Origin of the sequence: Chitinophaga sp. CC14 (assembly GCF_048957795.1) — a bacterium.
Lineage (GTDB): Bacteria > Bacteroidota > Bacteroidia > Chitinophagales > Chitinophagaceae > Chitinophaga > Chitinophaga ginsengisegetis.
The window spans coordinates 862965-889806 of record NZ_JARBFY010000003.1 but is presented as its reverse complement, the minus strand read 5'-3'; the positions used below and the strand labels follow the sequence as shown (position 1 = coordinate 889806).

Annotated in this window: 21 protein-coding genes; 11 read left to right on the top strand and 10 right to left on the bottom strand. The window is 40.5% G+C overall.

Features of this window, described 5'->3' with window-relative positions; all coding sequences use genetic code 11:
• Positions 1 to 84: 84 nt before the first annotated feature.
• The 5 genes from PV783_RS13705 to PV783_RS13685 form a co-directional block, all read right to left on the bottom strand.
• Entirely contained in the window at positions 85 to 690 is a 606-nt protein-coding gene (locus PV783_RS13705) for a hypothetical protein (protein ID WP_420988385.1), read from the bottom strand.
• A gap of 12 nt (positions 691 to 702) precedes the next feature.
• The gene (locus PV783_RS13700; RefSeq protein WP_420988384.1) at positions 703 to 1191 is read right to left on the bottom strand and encodes a hypothetical protein; all 489 of its coding nucleotides are present in this window, start codon (positions 1189 to 1191) and stop codon (positions 703 to 705) included.
• Between the two features lie 1632 nt (positions 1192 to 2823).
• On the bottom strand, positions 2824 to 3249 hold the full coding sequence (locus PV783_RS13695) for an RNA polymerase sigma factor (RefSeq protein ID WP_420988383.1): 426 nt from the start codon (positions 3247 to 3249) through the stop codon (positions 2824 to 2826).
• A gap of 99 nt (positions 3250 to 3348) precedes the next feature.
• Positions 3349 to 3921: a hypothetical protein gene (locus PV783_RS13690; protein ID WP_420988382.1), complete on the bottom strand. Its 573-nt coding sequence runs from the start codon at positions 3919 to 3921 to the stop codon at positions 3349 to 3351.
• Positions 3922 to 4125: 204 nt separating this feature from the next.
• Positions 4126 to 4470, bottom strand: coding sequence for a hypothetical protein (locus tag PV783_RS13685; protein WP_420988381.1), 345 nt, complete (start codon positions 4468 to 4470; stop codon positions 4126 to 4128).
• Between the two features lie 203 nt (positions 4471 to 4673).
• On the opposite strand from PV783_RS13685, the gene PV783_RS13680 reads away from it, so the two are divergent.
• From PV783_RS13680 to PV783_RS13640, 9 genes are all read left to right on the top strand, one after another.
• Positions 4674 to 5042 (top strand): helix-turn-helix transcriptional regulator, encoded by a 369-nt coding sequence (locus PV783_RS13680; RefSeq protein WP_420988380.1) that lies wholly within the window; start codon positions 4674 to 4676, stop codon positions 5040 to 5042.
• Positions 5043 to 5665: 623 nt separating this feature from the next.
• On the top strand, positions 5666 to 6433 hold the full coding sequence (locus PV783_RS13675) for a hypothetical protein (RefSeq protein ID WP_420988379.1): 768 nt from the start codon (positions 5666 to 5668) through the stop codon (positions 6431 to 6433).
• Positions 6430 to 7722, top strand: a complete 1293-nt coding sequence (locus PV783_RS13670; RefSeq protein WP_420988378.1) for a tetratricopeptide repeat-containing glycosyltransferase — start codon at positions 6430 to 6432, stop codon at positions 7720 to 7722. Before PV783_RS13675 ends, PV783_RS13670 begins: the two co-directional genes overlap by 4 nt.
• Positions 7712 to 10324 (top strand): lanthionine synthetase LanC family protein, encoded by a 2613-nt coding sequence (locus tag PV783_RS13665; RefSeq protein WP_420988377.1) that lies wholly within the window; start codon positions 7712 to 7714, stop codon positions 10322 to 10324. Before PV783_RS13670 ends, PV783_RS13665 begins: the two co-directional genes overlap by 11 nt.
• A 5-nt stretch (positions 10325 to 10329) precedes the next feature.
• Positions 10330 to 10779: a MauE/DoxX family redox-associated membrane protein gene (locus tag PV783_RS13660; protein WP_420988376.1), complete on the top strand. Its 450-nt coding sequence runs from the start codon at positions 10330 to 10332 to the stop codon at positions 10777 to 10779.
• Between the two features lie 368 nt (positions 10780 to 11147).
• Positions 11148 to 11444 (top strand): hypothetical protein, encoded by a 297-nt coding sequence (locus PV783_RS13655; RefSeq protein ID WP_420988375.1) that lies wholly within the window; start codon positions 11148 to 11150, stop codon positions 11442 to 11444.
• A 331-nt stretch (positions 11445 to 11775) separates the two neighbouring features.
• The gene (locus PV783_RS13650; RefSeq protein ID WP_420988374.1) at positions 11776 to 12078 is read left to right on the top strand and encodes a hypothetical protein; all 303 of its coding nucleotides are present in this window, start codon (positions 11776 to 11778) and stop codon (positions 12076 to 12078) included.
• Between the two features lie 18 nt (positions 12079 to 12096).
• Positions 12097 to 12405 carry a hypothetical protein gene (locus tag PV783_RS13645; RefSeq protein WP_420988373.1) on the top strand — a complete coding sequence of 103 codons (309 nt, stop codon included), beginning with the start codon at positions 12097 to 12099 and terminating at the stop codon, positions 12403 to 12405.
• A 113-nt stretch (positions 12406 to 12518) separates the two neighbouring features.
• Complete coding sequence (locus tag PV783_RS13640; RefSeq protein ID WP_420988372.1) at positions 12519 to 12827, top strand: hypothetical protein; 309 nt, start codon at positions 12519 to 12521, stop codon at positions 12825 to 12827.
• A gap of 64 nt (positions 12828 to 12891) precedes the next feature.
• Here the strand turns inward: PV783_RS13640 and PV783_RS13635 are convergent, their stop codons facing one another.
• The 5 genes from PV783_RS13635 to PV783_RS13615 form a co-directional block, all read right to left on the bottom strand.
• Complete coding sequence (locus tag PV783_RS13635; RefSeq protein ID WP_420988371.1) at positions 12892 to 14325, bottom strand: TlpA family protein disulfide reductase; 1434 nt, start codon at positions 14323 to 14325, stop codon at positions 12892 to 12894.
• 336 nt (positions 14326 to 14661) lie between these two features.
• Positions 14662 to 16029 carry a RagB/SusD family nutrient uptake outer membrane protein gene (locus PV783_RS13630; RefSeq protein ID WP_420988370.1) on the bottom strand — a complete coding sequence of 456 codons (1368 nt, stop codon included), beginning with the start codon at positions 16027 to 16029 and terminating at the stop codon, positions 14662 to 14664.
• A gap of 21 nt (positions 16030 to 16050) precedes the next feature.
• Positions 16051 to 19605, bottom strand: coding sequence for a SusC/RagA family TonB-linked outer membrane protein (locus tag PV783_RS13625; RefSeq protein WP_420988369.1), 3555 nt, complete (start codon positions 19603 to 19605; stop codon positions 16051 to 16053).
• Positions 19606 to 19994: 389 nt separating this feature from the next.
• Positions 19995 to 21188, bottom strand: coding sequence for a FecR family protein (locus PV783_RS13620; protein WP_420988368.1), 1194 nt, complete (start codon positions 21186 to 21188; stop codon positions 19995 to 19997).
• A 164-nt stretch (positions 21189 to 21352) separates the two neighbouring features.
• A complete protein-coding gene (locus PV783_RS13615; RefSeq protein ID WP_420988367.1) occupies positions 21353 to 21952 on the bottom strand; it encodes an RNA polymerase sigma factor in 600 nt (199 codons plus the stop codon).
• A gap of 896 nt (positions 21953 to 22848) precedes the next feature.
• Here PV783_RS13615 and PV783_RS13610 point away from each other — a divergent pair.
• Positions 22849 to 24783, top strand: a complete 1935-nt coding sequence (locus PV783_RS13610; RefSeq protein WP_420988366.1) for a hypothetical protein — start codon at positions 22849 to 22851, stop codon at positions 24781 to 24783.
• Positions 24784 to 24872: 89 nt separating this feature from the next.
• A complete protein-coding gene (locus PV783_RS13605) occupies positions 24873 to 26738 on the top strand; it encodes a hypothetical protein (RefSeq protein ID WP_420988365.1) in 1866 nt (621 codons plus the stop codon).
• The last annotated feature ends 104 nt before the right edge of the window (positions 26739 to 26842 follow it).

Below are 26842 nucleotides of genomic sequence, written 5' to 3'. Positions count from 1 at the left end.
TTGTTTATAGCAAAGACATATCCTTGCGACCCACGAAATATTTCATTTCATGAATTGCTATTAATATTTAAAAAAAAGTAAGTCTTATTTATTTGGGCCCTTAGGGCTTTCTATCGAGGTACGCTCAAATAATAAGATTCGCTTGTTGACAACAGCAACAGACTTTAAAAATCGTCTCCTCACAAGTGAATTAATATATTTTTTTGTGGACCGGCTGATTTTTGGGATAATTTCAGGGTGGTTGTTATAAGGCAAATCCAATTGAAGGACCAGGTTCATTAAAACAAACTGCGATCCCACCTTCATAGCAAAAACATATCCGGTAATCTTCTCTTTTATCCTTGGGGAAATTTCCTTGAAAATTTCAGTAGCATCTTTTCCCGTTTGTGCCAGATCAGGTACACTAATCTCTTCCCCGGTGGAATAGTAGATAACCTTATCCTTAATACCCTTGGTTAAGAGCTTATACTGGGTAAACAAATTCAACAGTGATACGCAATGCTGGGCATAACGCTCCCGGATTAAATTATCATCCTTTTTATACAAGGGCAGGACTTCTATAATATCCTTGACAATAAGCGTATTTCGGGCAATTAAGACCTGCTCATTTATGTATTTGGATATCTCCTTCTTGCCATCCAGGTACTTGCTATAATTGTTCTTTAAATAACTTTGGAGCGAATTGTGCATTAAATCTGATATTTAATTCAAGGTAACTGGAACGTCATTCAAAAATCCACCAACAGATATCATGCCCGCTGAAAAAGGATCATACACATGACCGGAAAAAGCACCATCCAGCCGTCCTTGAGAATACCCGGAAATTGAAAGCGCAAAATTTCCTGTGAGTAGTTGCCCGCCCTGCAGTTGACCAAACCGGGCAACCCTGACAAGGCAATTTGAATATGACTGTAGCCTGATGCTATCGGTTTCAATATCGATCTCAATCGCAAACTTTCCATTGTTGGCAGTTATGGATAAGGTACGTTTCTGCGGATCCTCATAGTACTTGTACACGCATGAAATTTCGTTTACGTTAAAAGATGCAGAAAAAGCCTCTCCATATGTAAGAACAAGAGTGGGTACTATAAAGGAAACTTCTTCCAACGATGAGTGCTGTCCAGGTGTTATCACACCCCTACTACATGAAAGCAGCACAATACTAAATAGGATGGTTACTATTGGTCTCATTTGAATCTCAAATAAAAGTGAAAAAGTAAAGACGCCTAAGTGCGGTAAGTGTTTGGGCAAAAAAAGGGACCCGGGTGGGAACACCGGGTCCGGTCAGTGCAATAACCACAGCCTGAAAGCAAGCCTTCCAAAGCGCTGTGATCGTTTGTTGGCGTAATAATACCAACAAATTCTGACAACGGACCCTTTCCCCATTTCAATTTTAATAACAATTTTTTAAGATGTATCGCCATAAGTCAAAAACAAATTCTTAGTAGATTTAATTATGATCATCATACAAAATATTTTTTTTGGTAGACCTGCTTTCAGTAGTCCTTAGTGCAGCCAACATCAAAGACATGAAACTGCCTTTCCCATAAAAAGGGACTACTGTACATGATAATAGTATAAAATACTTTCCCGATATCAGCCGCGATTGCCGATCGGAATAGAAGCCGTTTTTATGAGGGCATGGAAATACTTATCCCCTAAAGGCCAATCACTACTATTGTAAAACGAGAAAAATGCATTTCCCCCAAAAGCTTTTTCTTAATAGTTATCCACATACTTAAAGGGCATTTTAAAGGCCTTTAGAAAAGATCTCAAAATTGTGACTTCAAAGCCCAACTTCTCAAAAAACTTCCGTAGCACAAACTGCTTTTTCCCAGTTGCCATAACAGATCCGAACACGCTATGTAATTTCAATAACCTGGCGGCTATTAGCCCAGTCCTTAACAACTCCATTCCGAGCATCATTTGCCTGAAAACTTGCTTGATCTCGATATGAGTTACATATCCATTCCCCTTTTTTACCTTAAGGCATAAAGTCCCAAGTCTTTCAGCGCTAATTGAATAGCCATACAAATTAATGATTGCACACCCCTTTATCAAAGGACCACTTGCAATAAGGTAGCTGGCCTCATAAATCTGTTCCTCATTAAAGCTGGTGCCATCTTCCTTACAATTGATTTTTACAAAGTTGCGCTTGCTGTTTGCATACCAAAAAACTCAACATTATTCCGGTCTAATTGCAGAGAAAGCCACTCATTTTTCTTTTTTTTTGTCTTATATTTCCCAAGGTCATGTTGAAAGGATTTCCTTTCTTTAAAAACACTGGCATATGATAATTGAATCCCAATTATGCAACCAAAGTTGGCAAGGGTTCTTCTGTGCAGGCCTTTCCTTGTCGGAAGCATCCTGCCTAAATGAAAGGAACGGTAAGCCATAATTGTGCAAAAAATGCTTTGCAGCAAACTTACCAGGGAGTGGTTATAGACTGACTGGGATGGTCCACCTTTGGCTCCATCCGAACATAAAAACAGTTCAAAACATTAAAAGTACTAGTGACCCAACAAAAAAAAATTGCATATCCTAAAAAACTGGCATCTCAAAATTACATAATCCACTGAATTTCAAATTATTATGCCCGTAATTAATTACAATCACCTCTTCAACGATAAGGATCACAATATTTCCTGACTCTCAAAAAGACACACAACCCACCCAAAATTGCCAGTTGAGGCCCCAAAACACGTCCAGGCTACAGCGCACAATCACAACATTCATGTCTTCTTCCTTCTCAGCCGCCTTCAATCATCGACGCCCATTTCCAAACTGGCGCCTTCACTGCCGCCAAAATGGTAAAACCATCATCTATACTTTTAATTTCAATCCTCCCTGATTAAGAAGCGCCTGGAACTTTTCAGGCAGGCGACTAACCAGATCATCCGACGCTTCTTTATAAAGGCTTCTAAAATCAACATGGACCAATAAGTCCTGCTCTAGGCCAGATGTTGATTGAAGGTTTTTACAATGCAAGCCTCTCAAAAAATTCAAGCATAAGTTTCTGGTAGTAACAAACAAGAACGCATTAATACTCTGGGTATCGGTAAACATTGACCTTTGCAACCATAACTTTGCAAATACCTCATTGCATAAGAACAAGGCGTCATCAACATTTTTAACCAGATTAAAGGAGAAATCAACCAGTTCCTCAGCATACTGTTCATAGATATGGATAAAATCAAGTTCAAAGTCCCTTCCCTGCAGTCCCAAATCGTTCTCATTAATTGATTGCATACCTAAGAAATTTATTAAAAAGCAGTGAAAGGCTGCAAAGGGACTGGGACACTCAAAAAAATTTTACCAGGTAATAAATGTCTCTGCCTATCCCACAACCTAGCTGCCTGTTATTGCCACAGAGGAAATATGCCGACCCCGGGAAACTGCTTTTGTTAAACTCAATAATTCAATTATAGTCTTTTTGTTTCGCAGTACTACGTCTTTTTCAACCTTATACCTGCGTGAAATTTGACGGTTCGATTGCATTCTAATGTAGTGATCAATACATATCCTTCTTATAATATCCGCAGGCAAAGTAAAACCTTCGCAGATTCTGCGGCTCAACTCTTCCAGCTCTACATTTTCTTTAAAAAGTTCACCTTGATTTACTTCAATTTTGTCCGTCCACCAAACCGGCCAGTTTTCAAATGTGCTCTTCAGCAGGCGTTGACAATTGTATAACACCGTTTTGTTCATGCAATGATCTAAATCTCTGTAAGCCGGACCACGAAGCCAAAAATCAACAAACCCATTAAAGACTACCCTATCGACAGCGGGCTTGTTCACAAGTAGCTCACTGGAAAGTCTATATAGACCCGAGTGTACAGTTTCATATAGAGAAGGCAGCACAGATAGATCTCCGAGGTTCAATTTTACCAGTAAGGATTGCTCAAATTGTTGTTTTATCATCGGGATTTATTTTCCTGGTCGATAGGGTGCAGCGGTAAAGATTAATAAAATGCCCGAAATGGCAATTGAGATAATGACAAATTATAGGTAATAGCGTAAAGAAACACTAAGTGTTTCCACCTATAAACATTACTTTAAACTATTTAGAAAGAGAAAAAACTGATGTAAAAAAGTCTGGCATTGGCACATGCCGGGCCCCAGGATCTAGTTCTCAAATACCCTAATGTCTATGTTGGCAAGAGCGGCAAAAGCCGGCAGGAAGGGATTATAATCCAGGACGGCATCAAAATATATCCATGAAAGAATGAATATTTCTATATAGTCAGCAATGGTCTCTAGCGGCAGTCCTTTTAAAAATAAACGCTCGGCATTAAAATCAATGGATAGCTCAACATACTTGTTGGCAGAAATATATCCCCTCTTAAATAGCACTCTCAACTTTTGCTTTGCAGCCCGCGCCGTATCCTCTATAAATCCATGGATAAAGAATTTCCAATCCGATTTCTCAGCAGCATCAAGAACACAAAAGGTACTATCCATCAATTTCATAACCAAAAGTTACGAAATTCTTAACATCGATAAAGCCGGTAAAAGAATTCCTTACGCTGATTATACAGAAATCCATGTATAGAACATCAAATTTCAGGGTCTTCGTTCAAAAGGCGCTATATTTATGAGTTATACGCAGCAATATTCTGTTGAGGCCCAGGTTGGTAATTAAACCTTATTTCTAATTATAGACCAATCCTGTTATGCCCATCAACGGTATTTATACCCCCCTCGAATACAACCAGGCAAAAAAGGCTATCTCCTATATAGATACCAAGTACAAGGAACACATAAGCGCACATGGCCTGGCAGAAGAATTCCGAATGGATATTAAAACGCTCAGGATCGTGGTTCAGGCCATTACCGGGGAAAGTATCCATAACTATCTATTGAAAGTCCGATTGGATAAAGCAACCCAGGACCTTTTAGATTTCAAATTATCTATCGCCTCTATAGCTACCAGAAATGGCTTTAGCCACTCCCACCACTTCAGCAGGCTGTTCAAAGCAAGGTACGGCGTTACACCAAGAAAATACAGGGAGGAGATATCCCGTAAAGAGAACCATTTATAAAAACGTAGGAAAAAATACTACAAAAATATTCCCCGATTATGTTACTTTTTCTCTTGATCCTGTTATTACCCTACCCTACCTTGCATATATAAACGAATAGGGGACACCAAACCGGTCAGTACAGGTTTTCAAAACTGGAACATTCAAATTTTGGACTAGCCTCTGCATTATTAGCAATCCCATATATACAACCCGGCAGGCGGCCCTTCCTGGCAGAAATCAAGGCATAAGGTTCATGCCCAGGTAAAGGCCGCCACCAGGTATGCTTCTCTGATTAGCAGTTTATTACTCTTTTAAAAAAGGCAATTTACAAAGACTATTTCCCCACCGGGCCAATAGACTAAAACAGCTATGATTTAAAATATAAAAAGGGCAAATGAAATGATAGGGCCAAAAGCACTAGAACACCAATCCTCTGTACCAGAAGTCAGTAAATTTCCGAAGGAATATTACTTGATCAATTAAGGTTAATGAAAGATCTGAGGTTGGCAATTTCGTATAACAGAACCCAAAATGTCATTGTTATATCGCGACGAGTTTCTTTTCGGTTTCTTTCATCGAGTTATAGAGGGTAAAGCAAGATATAAGAGAGAATTCAACGTACACATTTATAAAACAATCGCATGTTTAAAACCTTATCCATGTCCATATTGGACACAGGGAAGTCTTCCGCTTCTCCAATAGACTTTGCAACATCCTACAAGTCTCTTCTGCCGGCGACTCTCCCAGATACAATCTTCCTTATTGTTGTTGAAAGTCAAAAATTCGTTGAATTTGCAAGGCTTTGCAACCAGGAAATACCCAATACTTCCACGCCCAAACTATTACAATACCTATTCCCTGCGTACTTCTGCCAGCAGGCCGCAAATTATTGCGATCAAGGCTTTCTGGTTAAAGAAATTCTTCAATGTTCGTTGAATAATTATTTAGATTTTCAGAGTGATCATGTAACCGTCAGCGATGTGCATTACTTTGCCCAATGGCAACTAGCATTGGTCATGGAACAACTCCAACTGCCCTGGCAGCAAGTGGAAGAGGCCCTTATTAAAGCAGGACAATATAACCAGGTTAGGGGGGAAGCCTATAAATATATTGTCCAACACCATAAAGAAAGAGGAGATCTAGGCATAGCCTACATGTATTCTACCATAGCAAAGGAACAATTTTACGGAAAATATTCCCCCGCTACCATGAAGTGGTTCGCAGATCCAAGCTATTATAACTGGAAGACGCTGAACTACCATTTTTCCATTTGCGCCAAACTTGGAAACAACCAGGAGGCAGCAGAAACATTCAATGAATTATGGATATATAGTCAGCGCCATCCAGAGGAGTTTTCCGAAGAGCAATTGCAAAATATTTATAAAAATCAGAAAGCCTTCCAGCAATGAAAAGAATCGTATTAAATTTCATCTGCAAAAACGAAGCTCATATTTTGCAAAGAATGCTTTCTTCGCTCCTGCCATTTGTTGATATGATTGTAGGAGTCGATACAGGATCTACAGATAACTCCATAGCTATTACCGAAAGTTTTGGCAAGCAACATAATATCCCAACATTTATTTTCACAAGAGATTTTGATAATTTTTGTAATTCGAGAAACTACGCACTACAAATGCTTAGGCAAAAAGTTGAAGACAAGAATTGGTCGATGAATAAAACCTGGGCAATCACCGCAGACTGTGACGAAACTTTCGAAATCGAAAAAGATTTTGTAAAGCAATCATTATCTGACCAGTGCTACATGGTTCGCCACATTACCGGCCACGAATCCTTTTGCCGAGAAACGGTTTTTCGCCTCGATCTTCCTTTCTTTTGGCAAAGCCCGGTCCATGAATTTCTATCCTTGCCAGGTTTGGCAATGGTAAGAACAAATCTTCCTACAATCAGGATAAAGGTAAACCCGGGAGGGGCATCTTGGAAAGGCAATCTAGTACAAAAATACCTGAACTATGCTTCTTTACTAGTAGAATACGACGGAGAAAGCCAACCCCTATTCAGGACAAAGTATTTTATCGGTGACAGCTTCAGCACAGCGGCTGGATATTGCAATGACCGCTCTAAAGCAAGGGAATTATATGAGAAGGCCCATGATTACTACATTCAGGCATTGAAGATGAAACCGGATAGCAGAGAAGTATATTTCCTGCTTTTACGAAAGCTCGGTGATAACCTAGAACATATTAGTGATTGCTGGCCTGATCGGAAGCACTATTACCTGCAGGCATTTAACCACCTTTTAGGCCGAGCAGAGACACTCTCCCAGATAATTGTTTATTATATGGACCAAAAAGAATGGATAACGGCAAATCAATATTCCTGGTTTTGCTATTATCACTTTTTCCTAAACAAAAGACTTGATACCTCGATAGGATACCGTGATGACTCACTATATTACTGGAAACTATTATTCTATTACTATTTATGCTGTTATCACAGTGGTGAGAAAAAGAAAGCGAAACAGTTATATAAGTCTCTTATCCATCTCGAAATAGAAAATAATGTTTTTACCGAAAAAGACGCAGTATGGATTAGAATGAATTCCCCATTTCTGCTGAAATGGCGATTGAATAAGGAAAAGCTGTATTATAGAGCGAGGAAAATAGCCTCTATATTTAAGAATAAAGCAATATCCTCTACCCGACCACAAACCCAAACTGATGTAAACTATGCATCCTGACTTAAGTCATAATGAAACAATAACAATAGACCCTGAAATAGAGCGGGATCTTCATTTCAATGAGGATTTTGCTCCCCTACTTCGTTCCTATGGACTAACATATAATGAAGAAGGCATTTATTATTCAGTCGGCAATCAAAGTCCAAATAACTGGGTCATTGACATCCCTGTGATTGTGACCCAACTTAGATCCTGCCTTGACAGAATTTTACCGGAATTGAAACAAAACAGATGGGCATTCTCTATACCCCAAAATGCCGAAATAGCCTCTAACCTTTTAGGCAACGAATATGGCTATCTAAAATTAGGAAAGGTAATTGTGGTATACCCACAAAATGCAGCAGAGGCAGGAATTGCTGCCCAGCTCCTTGTCAATCTTACCCTTGACCTGAGAGGACCGGATGTGCCAACAGACACTAATCTGGGCGGCCTGGTATATGTGCACTTTGATCAACAATTGAATGTTCCTTTCAGCTACCCAAACGGAGAAAGTTGGCCGTTTCCCTTCCCATTACCTAAAAAAAATAGACTAAAACGAATCCTTAACAAAAGATTCATTCCTATTCAAATAATTAAGTCAGATATAAAAGGTAATGTTTTAAAGGCTATATACTTAAAAAAATGGTGGCAACTGCAATTTGAACTCTGCATAATTAAAGAGGGCAAAAAAGAAATGAGCCTTGACGGCGCCGACCGAACAATAAAAGACAGGCTAGAGTGGCAGATTTTGGTCCATAAGCTGCTGGCCACCGAGCTTCCAATTCCCAAAGTCCTGGGATATTTTGAATTAAAAGGAAACCATTTCTTTGCAATGCAATACATAGAGGGTATTCAAATACACGACTACCTTCATGCTAGATTTTCGAATCGGACCTGGCAAGCGCTGCCTCTTGTGGTTAAAGAGGAAGTATTAGCTCACTTATGCCAGGTTATCGAGTTAGTCATGGCTTTTCACAGCAAAGGATTCATTCATAGAGATATAACGCCACCTAATTTTATTCTGGATGCCTCCGGTAAAATCTATCTTATCGATCTTGAGTTATGCTATCACCCAGGCCTTTTCGGGCGAAAGCCACCATACACTTTTGGAACTCCTGGATTTATGTCTCCGGAGCAGGAAAATATGCAAAAGCCCACCATTGAACAAGATGTTTATGCAATAGGTGCAGTAATCATATGTTTTCTAACAGGGCTTAATCCCTATAAATTTAGCGTTGAAGATAAAAACTTACTATTTAACAATTTGTACTTTTTTATTGGTGATGAGGAAATATGTCACCTCATTTTGGAATGTACTTCAAAAGATAAGAAGGAACGACCATCTATGGAAATGGTTAATCAGAAGGTGCTAAAATACCGCCATCGGATTAGAAACATTAATAGCCCGGTTCAAAGCACTACATTAGGGAAGGAGGCAATTGAAAAAATAATTCAGAAACATATTAATGCTTATAAAACCGGAATATTAGCCGCAGAAAACATGATCTGGTTCTCCCGTCCACAATCCCATTATCATTATGTGGCTAATCCATCCTCAGAAACAGGGGAACACACGGGGTTTTACTCCGGAATAGCAGGGGTGCTATTTGTAATGGCAAGGGCTGTAAGGGAAAATCTATCTTTATCCGCTATAGACAATGAAGTAAAAGAGAATATAGAATATTTAATACAACAACCACAGAATAAAACATCCATACCCACGCCCGGTCTTTACCTTGGGACAAACGGCACAGCAGTCGCCCTATCTGAGTCCATAAAAAGCCGATTGATAATAGCAGATGTAGCCTTGATAGAACTTATAGGGAAGAATCTCGAAAGGGTTCCATCAAACTTTGAGATCGGCAATGGACTTGCCGGGTACGGTCTTTCATTAATGGCGTGTAGAGATTTATTGGATCCCGATTGGGTGGCGACTTCTTTATCAATTTGCTTTAAAAAAATCACAGAAGGCCAGGAAAATGACGGCTCATGGATTGCTACAAATCCTAAATATCCCGGAATTAAGCTAAAGCTCGCTGGATTTTCTCATGGTGCTGCCGGCGTAATTTACTTTTTACTAAAGTATTACGCCTTTTGTGGAAATGAGTCAGCACTAAAGCCGGCCATAAAGGGCCTTGGATGGCTTCAATCAGCAGCAGCAAATATACATGGGATTGCAACTTGGACGATAAGTGATAAGACTAAACTTTCAGATCCATTTGTAGACATAGGCGACGCGGGTATTGCATATGTTTTCATTCGAGCATATGAGGTTCTTGGATCGAAGATATACAAACAGATCGCCACTACCGTACTCACGGGAATTAACCCTAGCCTTTTAAGTCCCAATAACAGCCTGATGACAGGGAATGCCGGTATTGGAATGGTGTATCTCCATGCATATCGGGTTTTTAAGGAAATTGAATGGAAAAACAGGGCAGAGCATATTGCCCAGGTCTATTGCCACTCATTTGTTCAAGGATCTAAACTAGATTTTATCTACTGGCTGACCGTCAATTCAAACCTTCCGACTGCAGATTTTATGTCAGGCAATAGCGGCATTTGGTATTTCCTTTTAAATTATTTACGACCGCAAAACATAATTGATAATTTATTAATATAAAGTTTATGAAACGAGACTCAGCCCTTTTAATTATCAGGATGCTATTTATCCTACTTTTTATTTATGCAAGTTTTAGTAAGATTTTCGATCCAGAAGGATTTAAAGACTCCATGGAAAAACAACCGTTTCCACAATGGATAAGATATGCCCTTATGTTCTTGGTCCCTGCCTCGGAGATAGCCATCTCGGTATTGCTTTTTAAGGAAAAATTCTGGAGGCTTGGTATATATTTATCAACAGCATTAATGACAGCTTTCACCCTTTACATTGGTATTGTACTCTTGCATTTCTTTAGATACGTTCCGTGTTCATGTGGAGGTGTTATAAAACAACTTTCCTGGCAACAGCACCTGATTTTTAACTTATTTTTTGTTCTGCTCGGAATTGTTGGAATAATCTTGCCATCTTCAACAGATAATAAGCGAGGCTATAATCCTACCCAGCTTTCAGTTTAGAGATTACCATAAAACCCTTATTGATGAAAATTGCTAGATCGGTTATTCTATTAACGGCGGCGTTATCAGCTCTGATTGCGGCATATGCCCGCAGGCCAAGACTATTTACAGGTACAACCTATTATGCAATATCGGACGGGGTGGGAGGTTTCCATTGGTCAACTATAAGACCAGATCCGAACATATATTGGTGTGCTACAGGAAGAGCCTATTGTACAATAATAACAAGAGGAGGATTTGTTCCAGTCGATAATTACGTTCCGAGCCCTTCTGAGGCTACGCCCACCCTAAACTGGAATCGGACTTATAAACAGCAACCTTGAAAATTGCTTAAACATCAAAAGTCTAAAACAACATTGCTAAACAACATGAAACAAAACTTATTGACCAGATCATCACTTTTAGTATTGCTTCCAACGATATTTTCCTTTGATGCAAAATTGTCCGGATCGACTTACTATGGAATAACAGACGGCGCCGGAGGTTTTTATTGGACAAAAATAGCTCCTGAAAGACAGTTTTATACGTCAATGCCTGGATTAGGTTATGCAACCATCCATGCTATCAACGACTTTATACCTGTAAACAATCAGGTACCAGATTTGAAACAGGCGATCCCAAGTAGTACCCGGCATTGTTTGTACAAAAGGTTACCAGGTACTTAATTGCAACTAATGACTATGAAAAGGTTAAAGACAATTCTGCTTACCGTACCTACGATGATGGGTATTGGTGCCGCCTACAGTTCAAAAATTATAAATTCGGGAACTATCTATTATGGAGTGACAGATGGAACCGGCGGTTTTGCCTGGACAAGGACACGTCCTAGCCCAAACTTGTTTATTTGTGTAGTAACCTCTGCTCATTGCACTATTAACACCCTCGGAGGTTTTATATCTGTAAATAACCAGCCCCTACCACTTCACAGGAAAAACAAAACGGAAACCATTCATTATATAAAAAATTCCCTGGTCTTGACTTTTTAAATTAACCATCATGAAAAAGATTAAAACCTTACTCCTTGCAGCATCTGCCCTTATTGGCATCGGTACAGCCTATGGCTCAAAGCCCCATTTTAATGGCACAACATATTATGCCGTTACCGACGGAGCCGGTGGATTTGTTTGGACTAACATCCATCCCGACATCGACATATACGCATGTCTACCTTTCTTTTTCAGCTATTGCACCATTCATACAATAAATGGGTATTCGCCCATAGCCAATGTTGAACCCACTGCAAGTCAGGCTACACCAACCAATACCAAACATGCCATATACATTCACATTCATATTTGACCCCTAAAAACATTTTATATGAAAAATCTAAATAAAATGCTATTGGCAACGTGCGCACTTATAGGAATCGGAGGGGCCTATGCCACCAAGCCACAACAATTTAACGGAACTACTTATTATGCCGTTACTTCTGGGTTGGGAAATTGTTCCTTTTGTTGGGTAAAAACAAAACCCGATCCGGCCTTTTTCTTTTGTGATGTTTGCAGTGGAGGCTATTGCACAATCGTTACCATAGGCGGCTATATGCCTGTATGCAACGTAACCCCTTCTGCAACCCAGGCAACACCAACCAGCACTACACATCGAATTTACAAACGAATTCCATAGTTAGTCAACAATTATAGAAAGAAACAATTTAAAATATTTCATGCGCATGAAAGCAGGTTAAATCATCTACCTGTTAAAAAGGGTGTATTTTTTTTAACTTTAAACGTTTTTTTATGAAAAATTCAAAGTATGGATTAATGGCACTGGTCGCCTTAGTAGGTCTGGGAAGCGCATTTGCTACCAAACCCGCTCACTTTAATGGAACAACCTACTATGGTGTTACCGATGGCAATGGAGGCTTCACCTGGTCAAAAGTTAAACCTGACCCGAACCTGTATAATTGTGTTGCATCCACACAGTTCTGCACAATCCATACCATTAACGGTTATTCTCCTGTTGCGCAAGTATTACCAACAGCCTTACAAGCAACCCCAACTTCTAATTCAAAGTTGTACAAGAGAATCCCGGGTACGTTCCGTTAATCGTTTGACGCATAAATGCCAATCAGAAATGATTGGCATTTATTTTCCTATAATTCTAATGTATTTATTCCGTCAGCCCCGCTTCAATTCTTTCCTTTAAATCTTTTCCCGAATCTGTTCTTACGTCCTTAGCCGAGTTAAGTAAAATTCCATTTTTACCTATTAACAATACTGTTGGATAACCGTTAATACTCAAATCTTTTATTATTTTATCATTTTCACCATTACCGTTTGTATTAAGTTGAACACTCAGTGGACTCGTATAGGAGCCTCCATAGATTCCTTTTAACCACCTGTCACGACGAGCATCAATATTGATAGCGAGAAAAACAACATTCTTTGACTGGTATTCCTCTTCCACCTTTTCAAGAACCGGTTTAATTTCCCGACAGTTACCACAGCCATTATACCAAAAATCCAACACCACCACCTTTCCAGCGAAGTCTGAAATTCGCACCTGCTTTCCAGTAGTATCAACGAACGAATAATTACTAACCGTAACCCCGCCTAAACTTGTCCTTTTTACATAGTCAATTACTTCTATCATTTTACTATCATGAATATAGCTTGCCGCAAGGTCAACCATTTCAGGGAAGTTCTTTGCATTTCCGGAATGACGGTTATTAACCGTTAAAAGTGCCAAAAGGCGCTCACGCGCATAACCATTAAAATTATTAATAAGGTAATTGTAAGCCTGTTTTAAATCGTAATCTTTTCCCTTTAAGAAGCAAGAGTCAACTTTGTAGGTGTAGAAAACGTAATTACCAAAGTATTGTGCATTGGTTTTTCCGGGTATAAGAAATTTGCCTTTTATATTTTTCTCATAATCCATGTTAAAATACTGCCTCAATTTAGGGAATTCTTTTTCCATTAACACCCTGTCCTCATGTTCGCCAACAAAAAGCAAAGCATTGCGCTTGGTGATCTCTGCCCCGCAAACAATATCCTCTGCCAACTGTCTCTGCACATATTTGGGAAGGCTGTCACCACTGTCAGCAAGTACGCGTAACGCTTTGCCCCGTAATGAATCCAACTTAGGCAAATAGTTCACATACTCAGCCATCGTTGACCACGCCCTATCACATGACTTGATCATACTTCGCAGACGTATGTACATCAAATGTTTCTTGGATCCAGAACCACTCATATAAGTTTGACCATTTATTTCCTCAATCGTGATGTTATCTCTAGGTTCAACTTTATATAACTGATAGTTAAGAGAATGACCAGGAAACACAATATCTATAAATGTTTGATAGTTGGAGATGGGAACCATCACCATAGCATACCCATTAATCAAATTAATAGTATCCACTTTACGCGCATATTCACTGAAGGCATGTCCTTCACGAAAGGTTAGTAATACCATTTTTTCATTAGCCCCTTTAAAAGGCACCTTAACCCGGATCCTAGCACTGTTAATCAGGCTCTCGTCGCCCCGGTACCCATTAACAACCATAGCCGCCAGTAGAAGTATGACAAGTACAAAACGTTTCATTTTAAAAAATTTAATTTTTGATTGCCAGTTAACTTGATAGTTCGATTTTATTGAATTTATAATCAAGCTTGACCTTCGAAGAGGTACCATTAATTTCCAGTTTTTTCACCGTTGTCTGTTCCGTTTTTCTATCGGAAATTTCCTCCGTAATTTCAATTCTGATCTCCTGTAAACTTTCCTGGGGAGAATTAGTACTGCAAAAGCCGAAATCGAATTCACACATAAAATGCTTTTATAATTATTAAATAGAGTTTGAAGGTAGCGGACCTGGCACTTAGGAGGCGATAACCCGGGCCATAAGTTATTCTGCTTGACTTTTATTTGGACCATAATTATTCACCGAGGGTTTTGTTGTATACCACTGAGCTGAACTTCCAGATCCGGAATAGGTAAAGCATATTTAGGATCATTCGGCGGCAATTGGTAAGAGGTTCCCTTTACTATACGGGTCAGCGTTTTGGCATATTTTGGATCTTTATTTAACCGGCGAAGATCCGTCCAGTAAACACCTCTATAGAGAAGCTCTTTTTTGCGTTCCTGCAAGATTATTGAGAGGGCCTGATCCGCGGTGGTCGCCTGAAGGGGAATAAGGGTTCCGGTCACATACCTGTTTAAAAGCAATGTATTAAGATCGGCCATTGCATCTGCAATTTTCCCCATCCTGGCCTCGCATTCAGCCCGGATCAAATACATTTCACCTACCGCTATTCCACAATAAAATCCAAAGTTTTGCACATCAAAGGTGCCTATAAATGTGCGTCCACCCTTGCCATAGTCATGGAAAAACAATTTGCTTCTTAGATCGTTTGCATCGAAACTTTTTACAATGTTGGAATCTATCAGGGCGCTCGGGCCGTTAGAAATAAAATATTTATTCATCACGGCATGGAATATGTCCTCGCTCAAATAATCAGATGAAAGAGAATTTCCCACCGGCGATAAAGTATTGAAATCAGTAAGGGTACCGTATCGATGCAAGAATGCATCAGCATTTGAAAATGCTAAGTCGTACTTTCCTATCGAAAGATATACCCTGGCAAGAAATCCGCTTGCAACTGCGCTACTGGGCTGGGTAAACAGCGTAGTGGATGGAGGCAATAAGGTAATTGCTGCGTTCAGATCCGCCGCCACCTGATCATAACAATCCTGAACACTTGACCGAACAGATTTTATATTCAAATTTGAACTTAGTCTCATCGGTATTCCCAAATCGGTCCTTGCTGTGACAGAATCGTAAGGGACAGCAAATATTTCAACAAGGTTGTAAATCGCTTTTGCCCTGAAAAATAAAGCAGTTCCCTTTACTGTGTTCATTGCTCCTTGCTCACCCTCTTTTAATATAATTGTTGGAATGGCATCCAGGACTGTATTGGCAATTAACATCTGACTATAAGGGGTATTCCAGTCCGATAATTGGTAATTTCCAGGATATATTACCGAGGACCACTTATAGGCATTCTGCTGGGTAATTTCAACGGCGTTATACAGTGCCGGCAGCGCTGTATATTCATCTCCTGATACCAATCCTAATGACGGCTCAAACCGATTAAGAACGCTTTCGTTCAGCAGTAACTTCTGAAGATCACCAACTGATTTAGGGATAGTCAGCGAATTGTTGGGCACAGCCGCAAGAAAATCATCCTGCTTTTTGCAACCTGAGATAACCCCTAAAAAAACGAGTATAACGACAATATTTGTTTTCATGATAACTGTAATTTGTTCCTTTTAGAAATTTGTTTTAAGGCCAATTGAATAACTACGTGGATTAGGATACGAGCCAGGTGCTAAATCCGGATCCAAACCGTCTTTATTTGCTTTCCACAGGATACCAAGATTACTCACGTAAAAATAAAACTGAACTCTTTTGATGCTATTATTAAAGACCTTTGACAAATCCCAGTCATAGCTAAGGGAGATATCCTGAAGCCGGATATGATCACCTTTATCAACCAGGGCTTGAGAATATTTATAAAAAATATCCCTGTTAGGATCCAGTGAAGTCGGAACAGGCATGGATGGAACATTTGTCTTGGTTTCATCTCCCGGATTCTGCCACCTTTTGGAATAATCCTTGTTGACCAGCCACCCTTGAAATAATCCGTTATAGGAAATCGAGGGCCTTCTAAAATAATATCCCAGCTTACAAATAATATTGGCTGATAAGGAGAAATTTTTGTACGTAAAAGTATTTCTTAATGATCCAAAGGTCGTAGGTCGAGCAGCACCGTAAAATACCAAACTATCAAAGGAGGTCTTACCAATTATGGTGTTATAATCAGTACTAAGCTTACCATTTATATAGCCTTGCGGATCACCCGTATTATGGGTCAGCGGTCCTGATTGGAAACTAAATATCGAAAATATAGGCTTCCCAGGAGTTGGTGTGATGGTACCAGCATTTGCCCCAGCATTTAAATAACTGTCCGTTGTAGACTGTACATCATATTTGACGACCTTGTCAATAGCGTAACTAAACAAAAAGGAAGCAGTCCAGCCCAAGGCCTTGTTCCTTAACACCCGGTAATTAAGGGTGATATCCCAACCATGACCTTTCGTATCGGCAGTATTCCCAAAGAAACTGGAAAGACCGGTTGATGGCGCCAGCGGCGAGTTACCAAACAGATTAAGGCCTTTTTTGAGGTAGTATTCAAAGCTACCGGAAAGAACGTCATTTTTTGAAGCAAAATCGTATCCACAGTTTATCATTCTTTGTTTCTCCCACCGTAGGTCAGGATTTCCAGCGGCTTGAATGGACGCATATGGCTGACCGGTATAGTAAGACGTACTAATTTGCGTAATGGTTGTAACGGCAGCAACATTTTTATTTATATTGCCGGTATAGCCATAACTGGCTCTTATTTTACTATATGGCAGGATAGCCAGATGATAGAAGGCCTCCTTACTAAAATCCCATCCTGCACCCACTGAATACAGCGGAACAGATTTCTGGTTTGTATTTACTCCAAATAGGTTCGACTTATCGATCCTTCCGCTGGCCGTTAGTAAATAGCGGTTTTTAAACAAATAGGAGCCATTGGCATAATAGGAAATATACCTGTTGGTTATCACACTGTATTGTACAGAATTTGGTATTTGAGCACTATTCTGAGAAGGGATCAGCGGAAAATAGTCAACGTAATCCACATTTTGATAGGTGCCATTATCAGCACTATACCCATAAGTAGTACCTGGAGAAGTATTATTTGCTATCGATTGGCTGATTTCAGCTCCCAGAATGGCGGAAATATAATGATCGGAGGAAGGGGTCACAGTATAATTTAACTGCCCCCGTAAACGATGAGAATTAAGTTCAGAACTTGACTGGTTTAATATACCTCCAACAGGGATGGGATAAATATTTTGTCCTGACAGATTAGTAAACAGGTTAATTAGATTTCTTGCATAGTATGTGGAATCACTATAATAATTCTTCGAAGATGTTAGGGTCTTCTCATATTGGTATTTGATTTCAGCGGACAATCCTTTTATGATAGTGTATTTTGCACCGAAAAGTAGTCTTATGTCGGTAAGTTTGGAGGTATTATCCGCAAATTTTAACTCATCCATGGGCTTAAATTGCCAGTTTAATAATCCGGCTTGGGAAACCGGATCTGTTATCCATGAATAATTATAGTCTTTAACAATCGCCGCAGGGCTCCCATCTGGATTTACCACAGATGCATAAGGATAGATATTACCCAAGTACTGTCCACCTGTATTTATGTTTCCAACAGGGCTATTTGACCTGCCAGAAGATTGAACAATGTTAGTTCCAGCGGTCAATATTAAATTTTTCACCGGGTAAAAATTCAGCATGCTATTTAGGGTAATCCGGTCCGAATTATTTCCAACTAAGGCGTCCCGTCCCTTATCGTATCCAAGGGAAAAGGCATAGTCATTGTTAAGCCCCCCACCCCTGAAGTTTATATTGTATTGCTGAAGAATCGGCTTTTGATAAAAATACTTTGATAAGTCCCGACGGATATCATTTGACTGAAGGGCAGCAATTTTCGCATCCGCTGTCGCGGCTGAGATAACACCGCTGCGCTCATCAGCCAGCAATTGCACTACCGGTGATACCGGAAATTCATGGGGATCAGTCAAAAGATTGTCATAGTAACCGTAGCCAAAAGCATACTTCTCAAGGCCAATAAAATCTTTTGAGTTTAAAAAATTAGGGGAATAATTCAAATCCGGTTTTTCAGAGACAGTCAAATTAACATTGGCTTCCACCTGCATGGGCTGATTTCTCTTTCCTTTCTTGGTAGTAATGACGATTACCCCGTTGCCGGATTGTACCCCCCATATGGAGGCGGCTGCAGCATCCTTCAACACCGTGATATTTTCAATATCGTTAGGATTGATGCTGGCAATATTGCCATCATAAGGAAATCCATCCACGACAAGCAATGGTTGGGCATTCGCGTAGAGTGTACTGTAGCCCCTTATGCTTATGTCTATCCCATTTTTGTTTCCGGATAGTGAAACGTTCCTGTTTACTAGAAGGCCAGGGACGTTCCCTTCCAACCTGCTCAACACATCAGGGGCCACCCTCCGGTTAAATAACTGATTATCCACAAATGCAAAAGACCCTGAAGCGCCAGCAGGTGGTATCTGTTGGTATCCGTTGGAAACGGATACTACAGCCTCCCCAAGCTGGGCAATCTTTATCTTTAACCGCACAAAAACCACCTGCTTTCCTCCAAGAGCAACAGCAGTGTCATAATAACCAACGCTTGTAAAAGTAAGTACGGCATCAGGCTCAATATCAGTTAATTTAAATGTACCTGTCTCATCGGATATTGTAGATCTTTTGGTGCCTTTGACAAAGATGGATGCCCCAACAACGGGCTCATTTTTATCATTGACGACCCGTCCTGTAATATCGCCATTTAAGCCAGGTGGGGCAGGCACTTGCCCAGGCCCCTTTTCCTTAATAATGATAGTATTTTTGGCCACAATGAAGCCGAATGGCTGGTCTTTTAAACACAATTCAAGGGCCTGGTCCAGTGGTAAATCCTTGCAGATGATTGATACCTCCTTAGTTATTCCTTGAATTTCTTTGTGAAAGAAAAGTTCCATTCCCGCCTGGCGGGACACCTCTTGCAATACACTTTGAAGGGGGGCATTTTTAACTGAAAGCGTTATTTTTCCCTGGCTATGCAATTTTGCATTCACCTGGAAAAATGCGACGAGCAAAAGGAGGGTCAGTTTCATGCCGAGAAAATTGGTTTGTCTGGACATTCCACAAAAGGATTGCCCATGCACGATTTTTTGCATAAATTGTGTTTGTGAGTGTAAAAAAACGGTCTTGACAGGTTGTTAAATTTGCCTCATAACATTGCCGGTTTCCCCGTCCTACCGGGGGCCGGCTTTTTGTTATGCTGGCAATTGCTTTGGTTTAAATGCCGTCCCTTAATTTTGAAAAAGCTAAGGTCAGGTGAAAATTAGAAACGCTTTTTCATTGGCAGTGGCTTGTCGTTAATAACTATTCTTTTTGCGGCAGGAAGACAAAAACTTCACATTTTTTGCCTGAATTATGCGGTAATTTTTTAATGGTCAAAATTGCAAAAGGGAGGAGAAAACCCGATTATATTTCTCTCTGTAGCTGCAACCGGGCTTTCCCCTTGAATTTGAACTGACCGGACCGAATATGGATACGAACTAACTTATGGATAGACCTTTAAAGTCTTTGGTGCCTCCAATTTTACTTTAAAGCCGCTGGCCCGAAGTACTTCGATCAGATCACCGGCGCTTTTCTTTCGACTTAGCCTGGCCGTAATCTGCGATGAGCGGAAAGATTCGGGACCTGAAACCTCAATATTTACATCATACCACCTTCCAATCGTCCGCATCACGGTTTCGATATCTTCCCCATTAAATATGAAGAAGCCGTCCTTCCAGGCTATTACCTGCGAAGTATCGGCTTGCTGAACCAAAATATTGGTGGTAATTATTGCCTGTTGTCCTGGACGTAATTTGGTTTCCTGCCCTTTCTGGGTGGAAACTATGATGGCCCCTTCCAGAAGGGTAGCCTGCCGGCTCTTTTCTTCCGGGTAGGCCATTAAATTGAAATGAGTACCCAGCACCTGCACTTTAACATCCCCAGATCTGACTACAAAAGGGTGGCTGGCATTAGCGGCAACTTCGAAATAAACTTCTCCGGACATTTCCACATCCCGGGTTTTCCCTTTAAAGGTGGTGGGGAAGCGTATTGTCGAGGCAGCATTCATCCATACAACTGTACCATCAGGCAACACCACCTTATACTGGCCGCCGGCCGGAGTAATTACCGTATTATAGGTATTGCCAAGAGCTGCACCCGTAGTTTCAGGCTGATAGGTAAGCATCCCCGAATCTGATTGAATGACTTGACTGCCGGCCTGGTTAGCAATCGCCCCAGCCCTTGCACTATCGAGAGTAATGCGGCGCCCATCAGCCAAAATTAAAACTGCCCTGTTGCCACCCGGTGGCAGATCAACAGGGACAGCGGAACTAGGGGTAATAGAGGTTTGCACTAAACGAGATGCCTGATAGTTATACCCTATCGCAAAAATTAATATCGCGGCAGCCGCACCAGCAAGCCACTTCCAAATTTTTCGGGATCTGTATCTGTCACCAAGATGAGCAGCTTCCTGTTCAGCACCAGGCATTTGCAACTGTTTAGCAAGCTGCTGGCCTTCTTCCATTAATATCTGATCTTGTATGATGGATTTTAATTTGACCCTTTCTTCCCATTTTTTTCTTCGGCCAGGTACTTCGTCCAGCCACTCGTCAAGAATGGCCTTTTCCTCATCCGTTATGACCCGGATAACATACTTAAACGTGAGATCGTTTATTTGTTCAACAGTTAGCTTCCCCATTTCGTAGAAAATTCATTATAAGCCAATAAATAGAAACCCTTAGAAACACCATCCTGGTTTCTATATAAACAACCACACTTAAAAAATCGGGAGTAAAAAGTTGAACTATTTATCAACTTTTTTGAAACCTTAAATATGAATATCCATATTTCGCTGGAATACAATTATTTACGAAGAAGAGCGTAAATAAGTAGGGAAAGAAGAAAAAGTGCAATTGGGGAAGTTGCAGAGTTGAAAATTTCGCGGAATTTAGCAAGCCCACTCATACGAAGTTTTTTCACCCCATCTACTGTAATACCCATTTTATCAGCAACCTCACGAGGCTTAAGACCATTAAAGAAAATGAGTTTTAAGGCCTGTTTCTGTCGATCTGGGAGACTTTCCAAATATTTCCGTATGGTATAGCGTAACATTTCATCAAGCTCGTCATCGAGCGTTATAAGGGCATAAATCGATTCAGTAACTCTTTTCTCGTTTTTCTTCTTACGCATTGAAAACCGCAGATAATTCAGACAGGCATTTCTGCAGGAAACGAGAAGAAATGCCTTAATATTTCCAATTGAATCAAAGTCTGATCGCTTAAGCCAAAGCTTGATAAACAAATCCTGTGCAATGTCCTTTGCCTCCTCCTTGTCTCCTAACATATTCGTGGCGAAGGTATAAACAGTGGCATAGAACCTTTCGGTGATTGCACAAAATGCAATCTCCTTTCCAGCGTGGAAATCCTCGATCAGAGCCTGGGAAACTAGGTATTCGGAACACATAACCAACGTTTAGAAATTCACCTTCAAAGGATATTAGTATAGATAAAACCTACCGCATCAAATGCCAGTCTATTGGTTAATATTAATTCAGCGCGACAAAAATGAAAAGGGAAATTCTATTAGGAAAGGTAAAGAAGTAAGATATCAACTAAAAAAATGTTGATCAACACATCAGGTAAAATGATGGCATTTCCTTACGCTGCCAAGATAGATAGATTCCCGCACTTATTAAAATTAATGTTAGCCGAAATGGCCTGGTCTCAATTTCATAATAACCACTTTTTACACTGCTACGTTTTTTAACATTGACATAAACCTGAATTCAAGACGAGACGACCACCTTCAAGGGGGCTTTTACTATTGTCAATGCTAGAGTGGATCCTGTAACCGTCGTAGTCCGGAAACTTTTACCAGCCAAATAAGCCAGGACGCAATATACATTCCCTCCTTTCACTTTTCCCAAAACGGGCACCGTTCCATTTTTGAAACAAGAAGTTTAGGCTGCACAGGATCAATCAGCCAGATTCGATAAAGCTATTTGCCGGGTTTAATCCCGATAAATCTGGCGTCCGTTCAATAAATTGTAAAAATTGATATTGGTACATTATAAAACACGACCTTTAAAAGGTTCTTATCAAATATCAGTAATGTCGGCAATCACTACAAAATCGACCCGATTGGCAGCATAAAAAATGAGGTCAAAAAACGTAGGAATGCTCTTTATAACCACACCAATATAAAGCAGAAATTGAATAAGTGGTGGGGACTGGATAAAAGGTGCTTATTTGACAGTGAGAAACCCAATTACTCCGGTCCCTGCCACATGCTCATAAATATTTATGATTTAATTGCCGGGCCTGATCTCCCGTTTTAAATCCTCTCTAATCTGCCTCCCTATGGAATTTTATTTGCTGACCCCTAACGCTTATATCTGCAAACTTTGTAAGTATTTTATGGAACCTACCAACCTCAGGAATTTCCTTTTGACGCTTTCATTTTTTTGTTCCTTAAGCTATGCTGGCACAGCTCAAACTGAAAGCCTGTACTTACAATTTGATAAGACAATCTGCTATCCATCGGACACCTGCTGGTTCAGGGCTTACCTTTTTAAAAATTCACTTCCCGGTAACGTAAGTAATAACCTCTATGTTGAACTGTTCGATAGTTGCGGCCATCAGGTGAAAATGAAAAGAATACCCGTTGTCAATGGCATGACTATCGGCCAGATCGAGTTACCAAAAACTGCCGGGCTATATTGGCTACGCGCACATACTAAGACTTCCCCGCTTTTTTATCGGTCAATCACCATTCGCGCAATTGATGGCTTGGTTGTTACCAGGAACTTGTATCACCAGAATACCATCCCTGCCCTTTCCTCAGCCCCCGGCCTGCTGTTTAACACCATCTTTACCTCAAAGGGCATTTCCTGCACCATTTATCCGGAAAAAGAAAGCAAATATTTGGGTGAGTCTCTAAGGCTCAAACTGAATTACTATGGCGCTCAAATCGGAAACTATGATTTTAAAATCAGTAACCGCCAAAGAAACATCCTAATTTCTTCAGATAGTCTGAAAGGATATGTACATGGTTATATAAACCTTGATTTTTATCACCGTGATACGCTGGTTATAAGCCAACAGGTATATATCCCATGCCGTGAAATTGCTGTCGAACTTACGCGCGATACGGGATTTTACACCTTTCATATCCTAGACAGCTCAAACTGGAATTTTGCCATAGCCGTTGTACGGGGCCCCAGGCAGGCAAATCAATCAATAAATGATTGCCTTTCCCCATACCTGACAAATGGCTATCCAGATTCCAACTGGCTTAATTATTCAGGAAGGGTAATTAATACGACTAAAAAAAGAGATATTGTAAAGGATCAGGAGCTGGTTGTGATGATAGAAAAAGATTCGGCCACTAAAACAACGCTGGTACCAATTGGTCATCTGGGAGAGATAACATTTTCCGGTATGTATTTTTACGATACGGCCTATTTAAATTATATGCTCAACGGCTACCCTGGCGATAGACTAAGTGACATTAAGCTCGAAATTACCCAGGAAAGCACCCCGCAGTTTCACCCTCCACAGCCAGAGGATTATAGCCTTGACACCCTATATATCCCTGCCACCTTTCAGCTTCCAAAACTTGATTCCCTAAAATATCTAAAACCTGTGATTGTATCCGCATCCTATAAAAAGGCACTGGATGAAAGATATACCACCGGCAGATTCTCATGGCCGGCGCACTTTAAGTTCGACCTGATTCACATAGACAAGTTCAACATGACCATCATGGATTACTTAAATGTCGAACTTCCATGGTTTATGTTACTGCCGACGCCAAACAGTGTCCCGTCCTTTAAAGGTAAATCCGTGACATTCTACCTGGACGAGCAGGTAGTAAACTGGCGAGAGCTAACTTTTCTACGCATTAGTGATCTGGCCTATGTAAAAGTCATAGAGGATTTCCCAGACGACAGCCCCTATACTCGGAGCATTTCAGAAATTGGCAGCGACGCGGTACCTACCCTAAAAAATCCAGGGGGAAGGGACAGTGCCCCCGCCGCCATGATCTGTATATATACCCGAAAGGGTAAGGATCTGAGAACAATAAGTGGAAATCTCCAAAAACTGCCTATTCGGGGATATGATAAGCCCCTTACCTGGCAATACCCGGACCGGACAACCCTGCTCTGGGCCCCTTTCATTACAGCCAGCGAGTATAAATTCCCCGTTCCTGGCCCCCAAGGGCAAGTAACCCTGATAGCCGAAGGGGTAAACAAGTATGGGGAGACATTTCACTTTGAAAGAGTGCTGCAGTAAGCATAGCTGCCCAATTGCCATGAAAAGACCTTTACCATCATAATCAGTAGTAGGAAATAACCAGCTCCAATGGCCTCAAAATATCCACCATGAAAATAATTCCGGTAGCATTCTTTCTGGGTCTTTTCTGGCTCACTAGTAGCGGGCAAACCGAGAGCATTCATCTGCATCTGGATAAAACCATTGCCTATCCAGGTGATACCTGCTGGTTCAGAGCATATTTTTTTATAAAGAACCTGCCGGCAGCAGTCAGCACCAACTTATACGTAGAGGTATATAACCAGCAGGACAATCTTGTCACCAGGACCAGCTTTCCGGTAATAGAAGCTATGAGTATGGGGCAATTGCCAGTTCCCTGCCAACAGGGACAATACTGGCTTAGAGCCTATACACGAAATTCAAATTTCTTTATACAGTCACTGACGGTCAGAAATGCCGAAAACCAGATATCTACCAGAAGTCTGTTTAAGACAAATCAGTCAATGGCATTTTCAGATCTGCCGGGACTACTTATTACCAGCTCATACTCAAAAGGACATATTTCCTGTACACTTTTTCCCGATAGCAAATGTAAATACCAAAGTAAAAAGATAGAAATCCTCGTGAAGTGCTATGATCAACTTGTGGCCCGCTACAACTTTGAGCTAAATAGTAGACAAAAAAATATTATCGTGGTGCCAGATAGCTCATTAATACGTTTTCATGGATTTGTAAGTTTGATTTTCCTCTGTAATGACACCATTATCGACAAACAGGAAATACTCGTTCCCTGCCGCAGCATTCCAATTGATCTGATAAAAGATACTGGCGCCTACGTTTTGAAAATAAGAGATACCACTGACTGGAATTATTCTCTTTCTGTCACCTGCCAGCCTGAAAACCTGGAAATGGCCAGTATCACAAATTCCCTCAGACCACCAGGGCTGCCTAAACCTACCGATACGGCTTTTTTATCTTACCAGGGCATAGTGAATAGTACCACAGGCAAAAAAGGGCCTATTAGAGACCACGAGCTTGTAATTGTATTAGGCAAGGATTCGCTAAATAAAGTCAACCTGGTTTCTATTGACACAACGGGAAAACTAACCTTTTCGGGCTTAATTTTTTTCGATAGCAGTTACCTCAACTATATGCTCAACGGTTACACTGGTGACAAACTAAGCAACATACTACTTACGCTAAATCAACCCTGCTATCCAGCTTTCCAGCCGCCCGGCCAGGAAGACTATCAGGAAAACACCCTATACGATCCCCCCAACTTATTGCTTCCTACTCTGGATACCTTAAAATATTTAAAACCTGTAATGGTGATCGCGGCCTATAAAAAGGCCATAGACAACCGGTATGCAACTGGCCGGTTCTCCTGGCCGGCACATTTCAGTTTTGATCTTATACATGCCAATAAATATAATTATTCTATACTGGATTACCTTAATCTCGAATTGCCTTGGTTCGGCTCAAATATTTTTGGTATCAAGCCTCCCACCTTTAAAGGCCATCCTGTTGTTTTTTACCTAGACGAGCAATTGATAAACTGGAGAGAGCTTAATAAGCTATATATCAATGATCTAGCCTATGTCAAAGTAATAGAGGATTTTGTGGATGATGACAGATATATTCGAATGGTATCTGACATTGAGGACGATATTCATCCTAATTTAAAAGACCCATATGGCTCTGATAACGCTCCATCGGCCATGATTTGTGTCTATAGAAGGAAAGGCAAGGACTTCAGACCTATTGCGGGAAATCTTCTAAGCTTAAAAGTAAAAGGATATGACCGGCCCCAGGAATGGAAAACGCCAGACAGGACCACCCTCCTATGGTTGCCTTACTTTCATGAAAAGGAATTAAGATTTATCCTGCCATGGGCAAAACCAACGCGCATACAAATAGTGGTTGAAGGAGTAAATAGCCAGGGGGAAATCTTTCACTTTGAAAAAATTGAGAACTAAGCCCACTCAAAGCCAGAGATCTCAACAGAAAATTGAGGCTGAGTAAATTAATCAGCGCCCCTAATATTATCCAATGATTGCCTTTAAAATAGTAGCAACCAGGG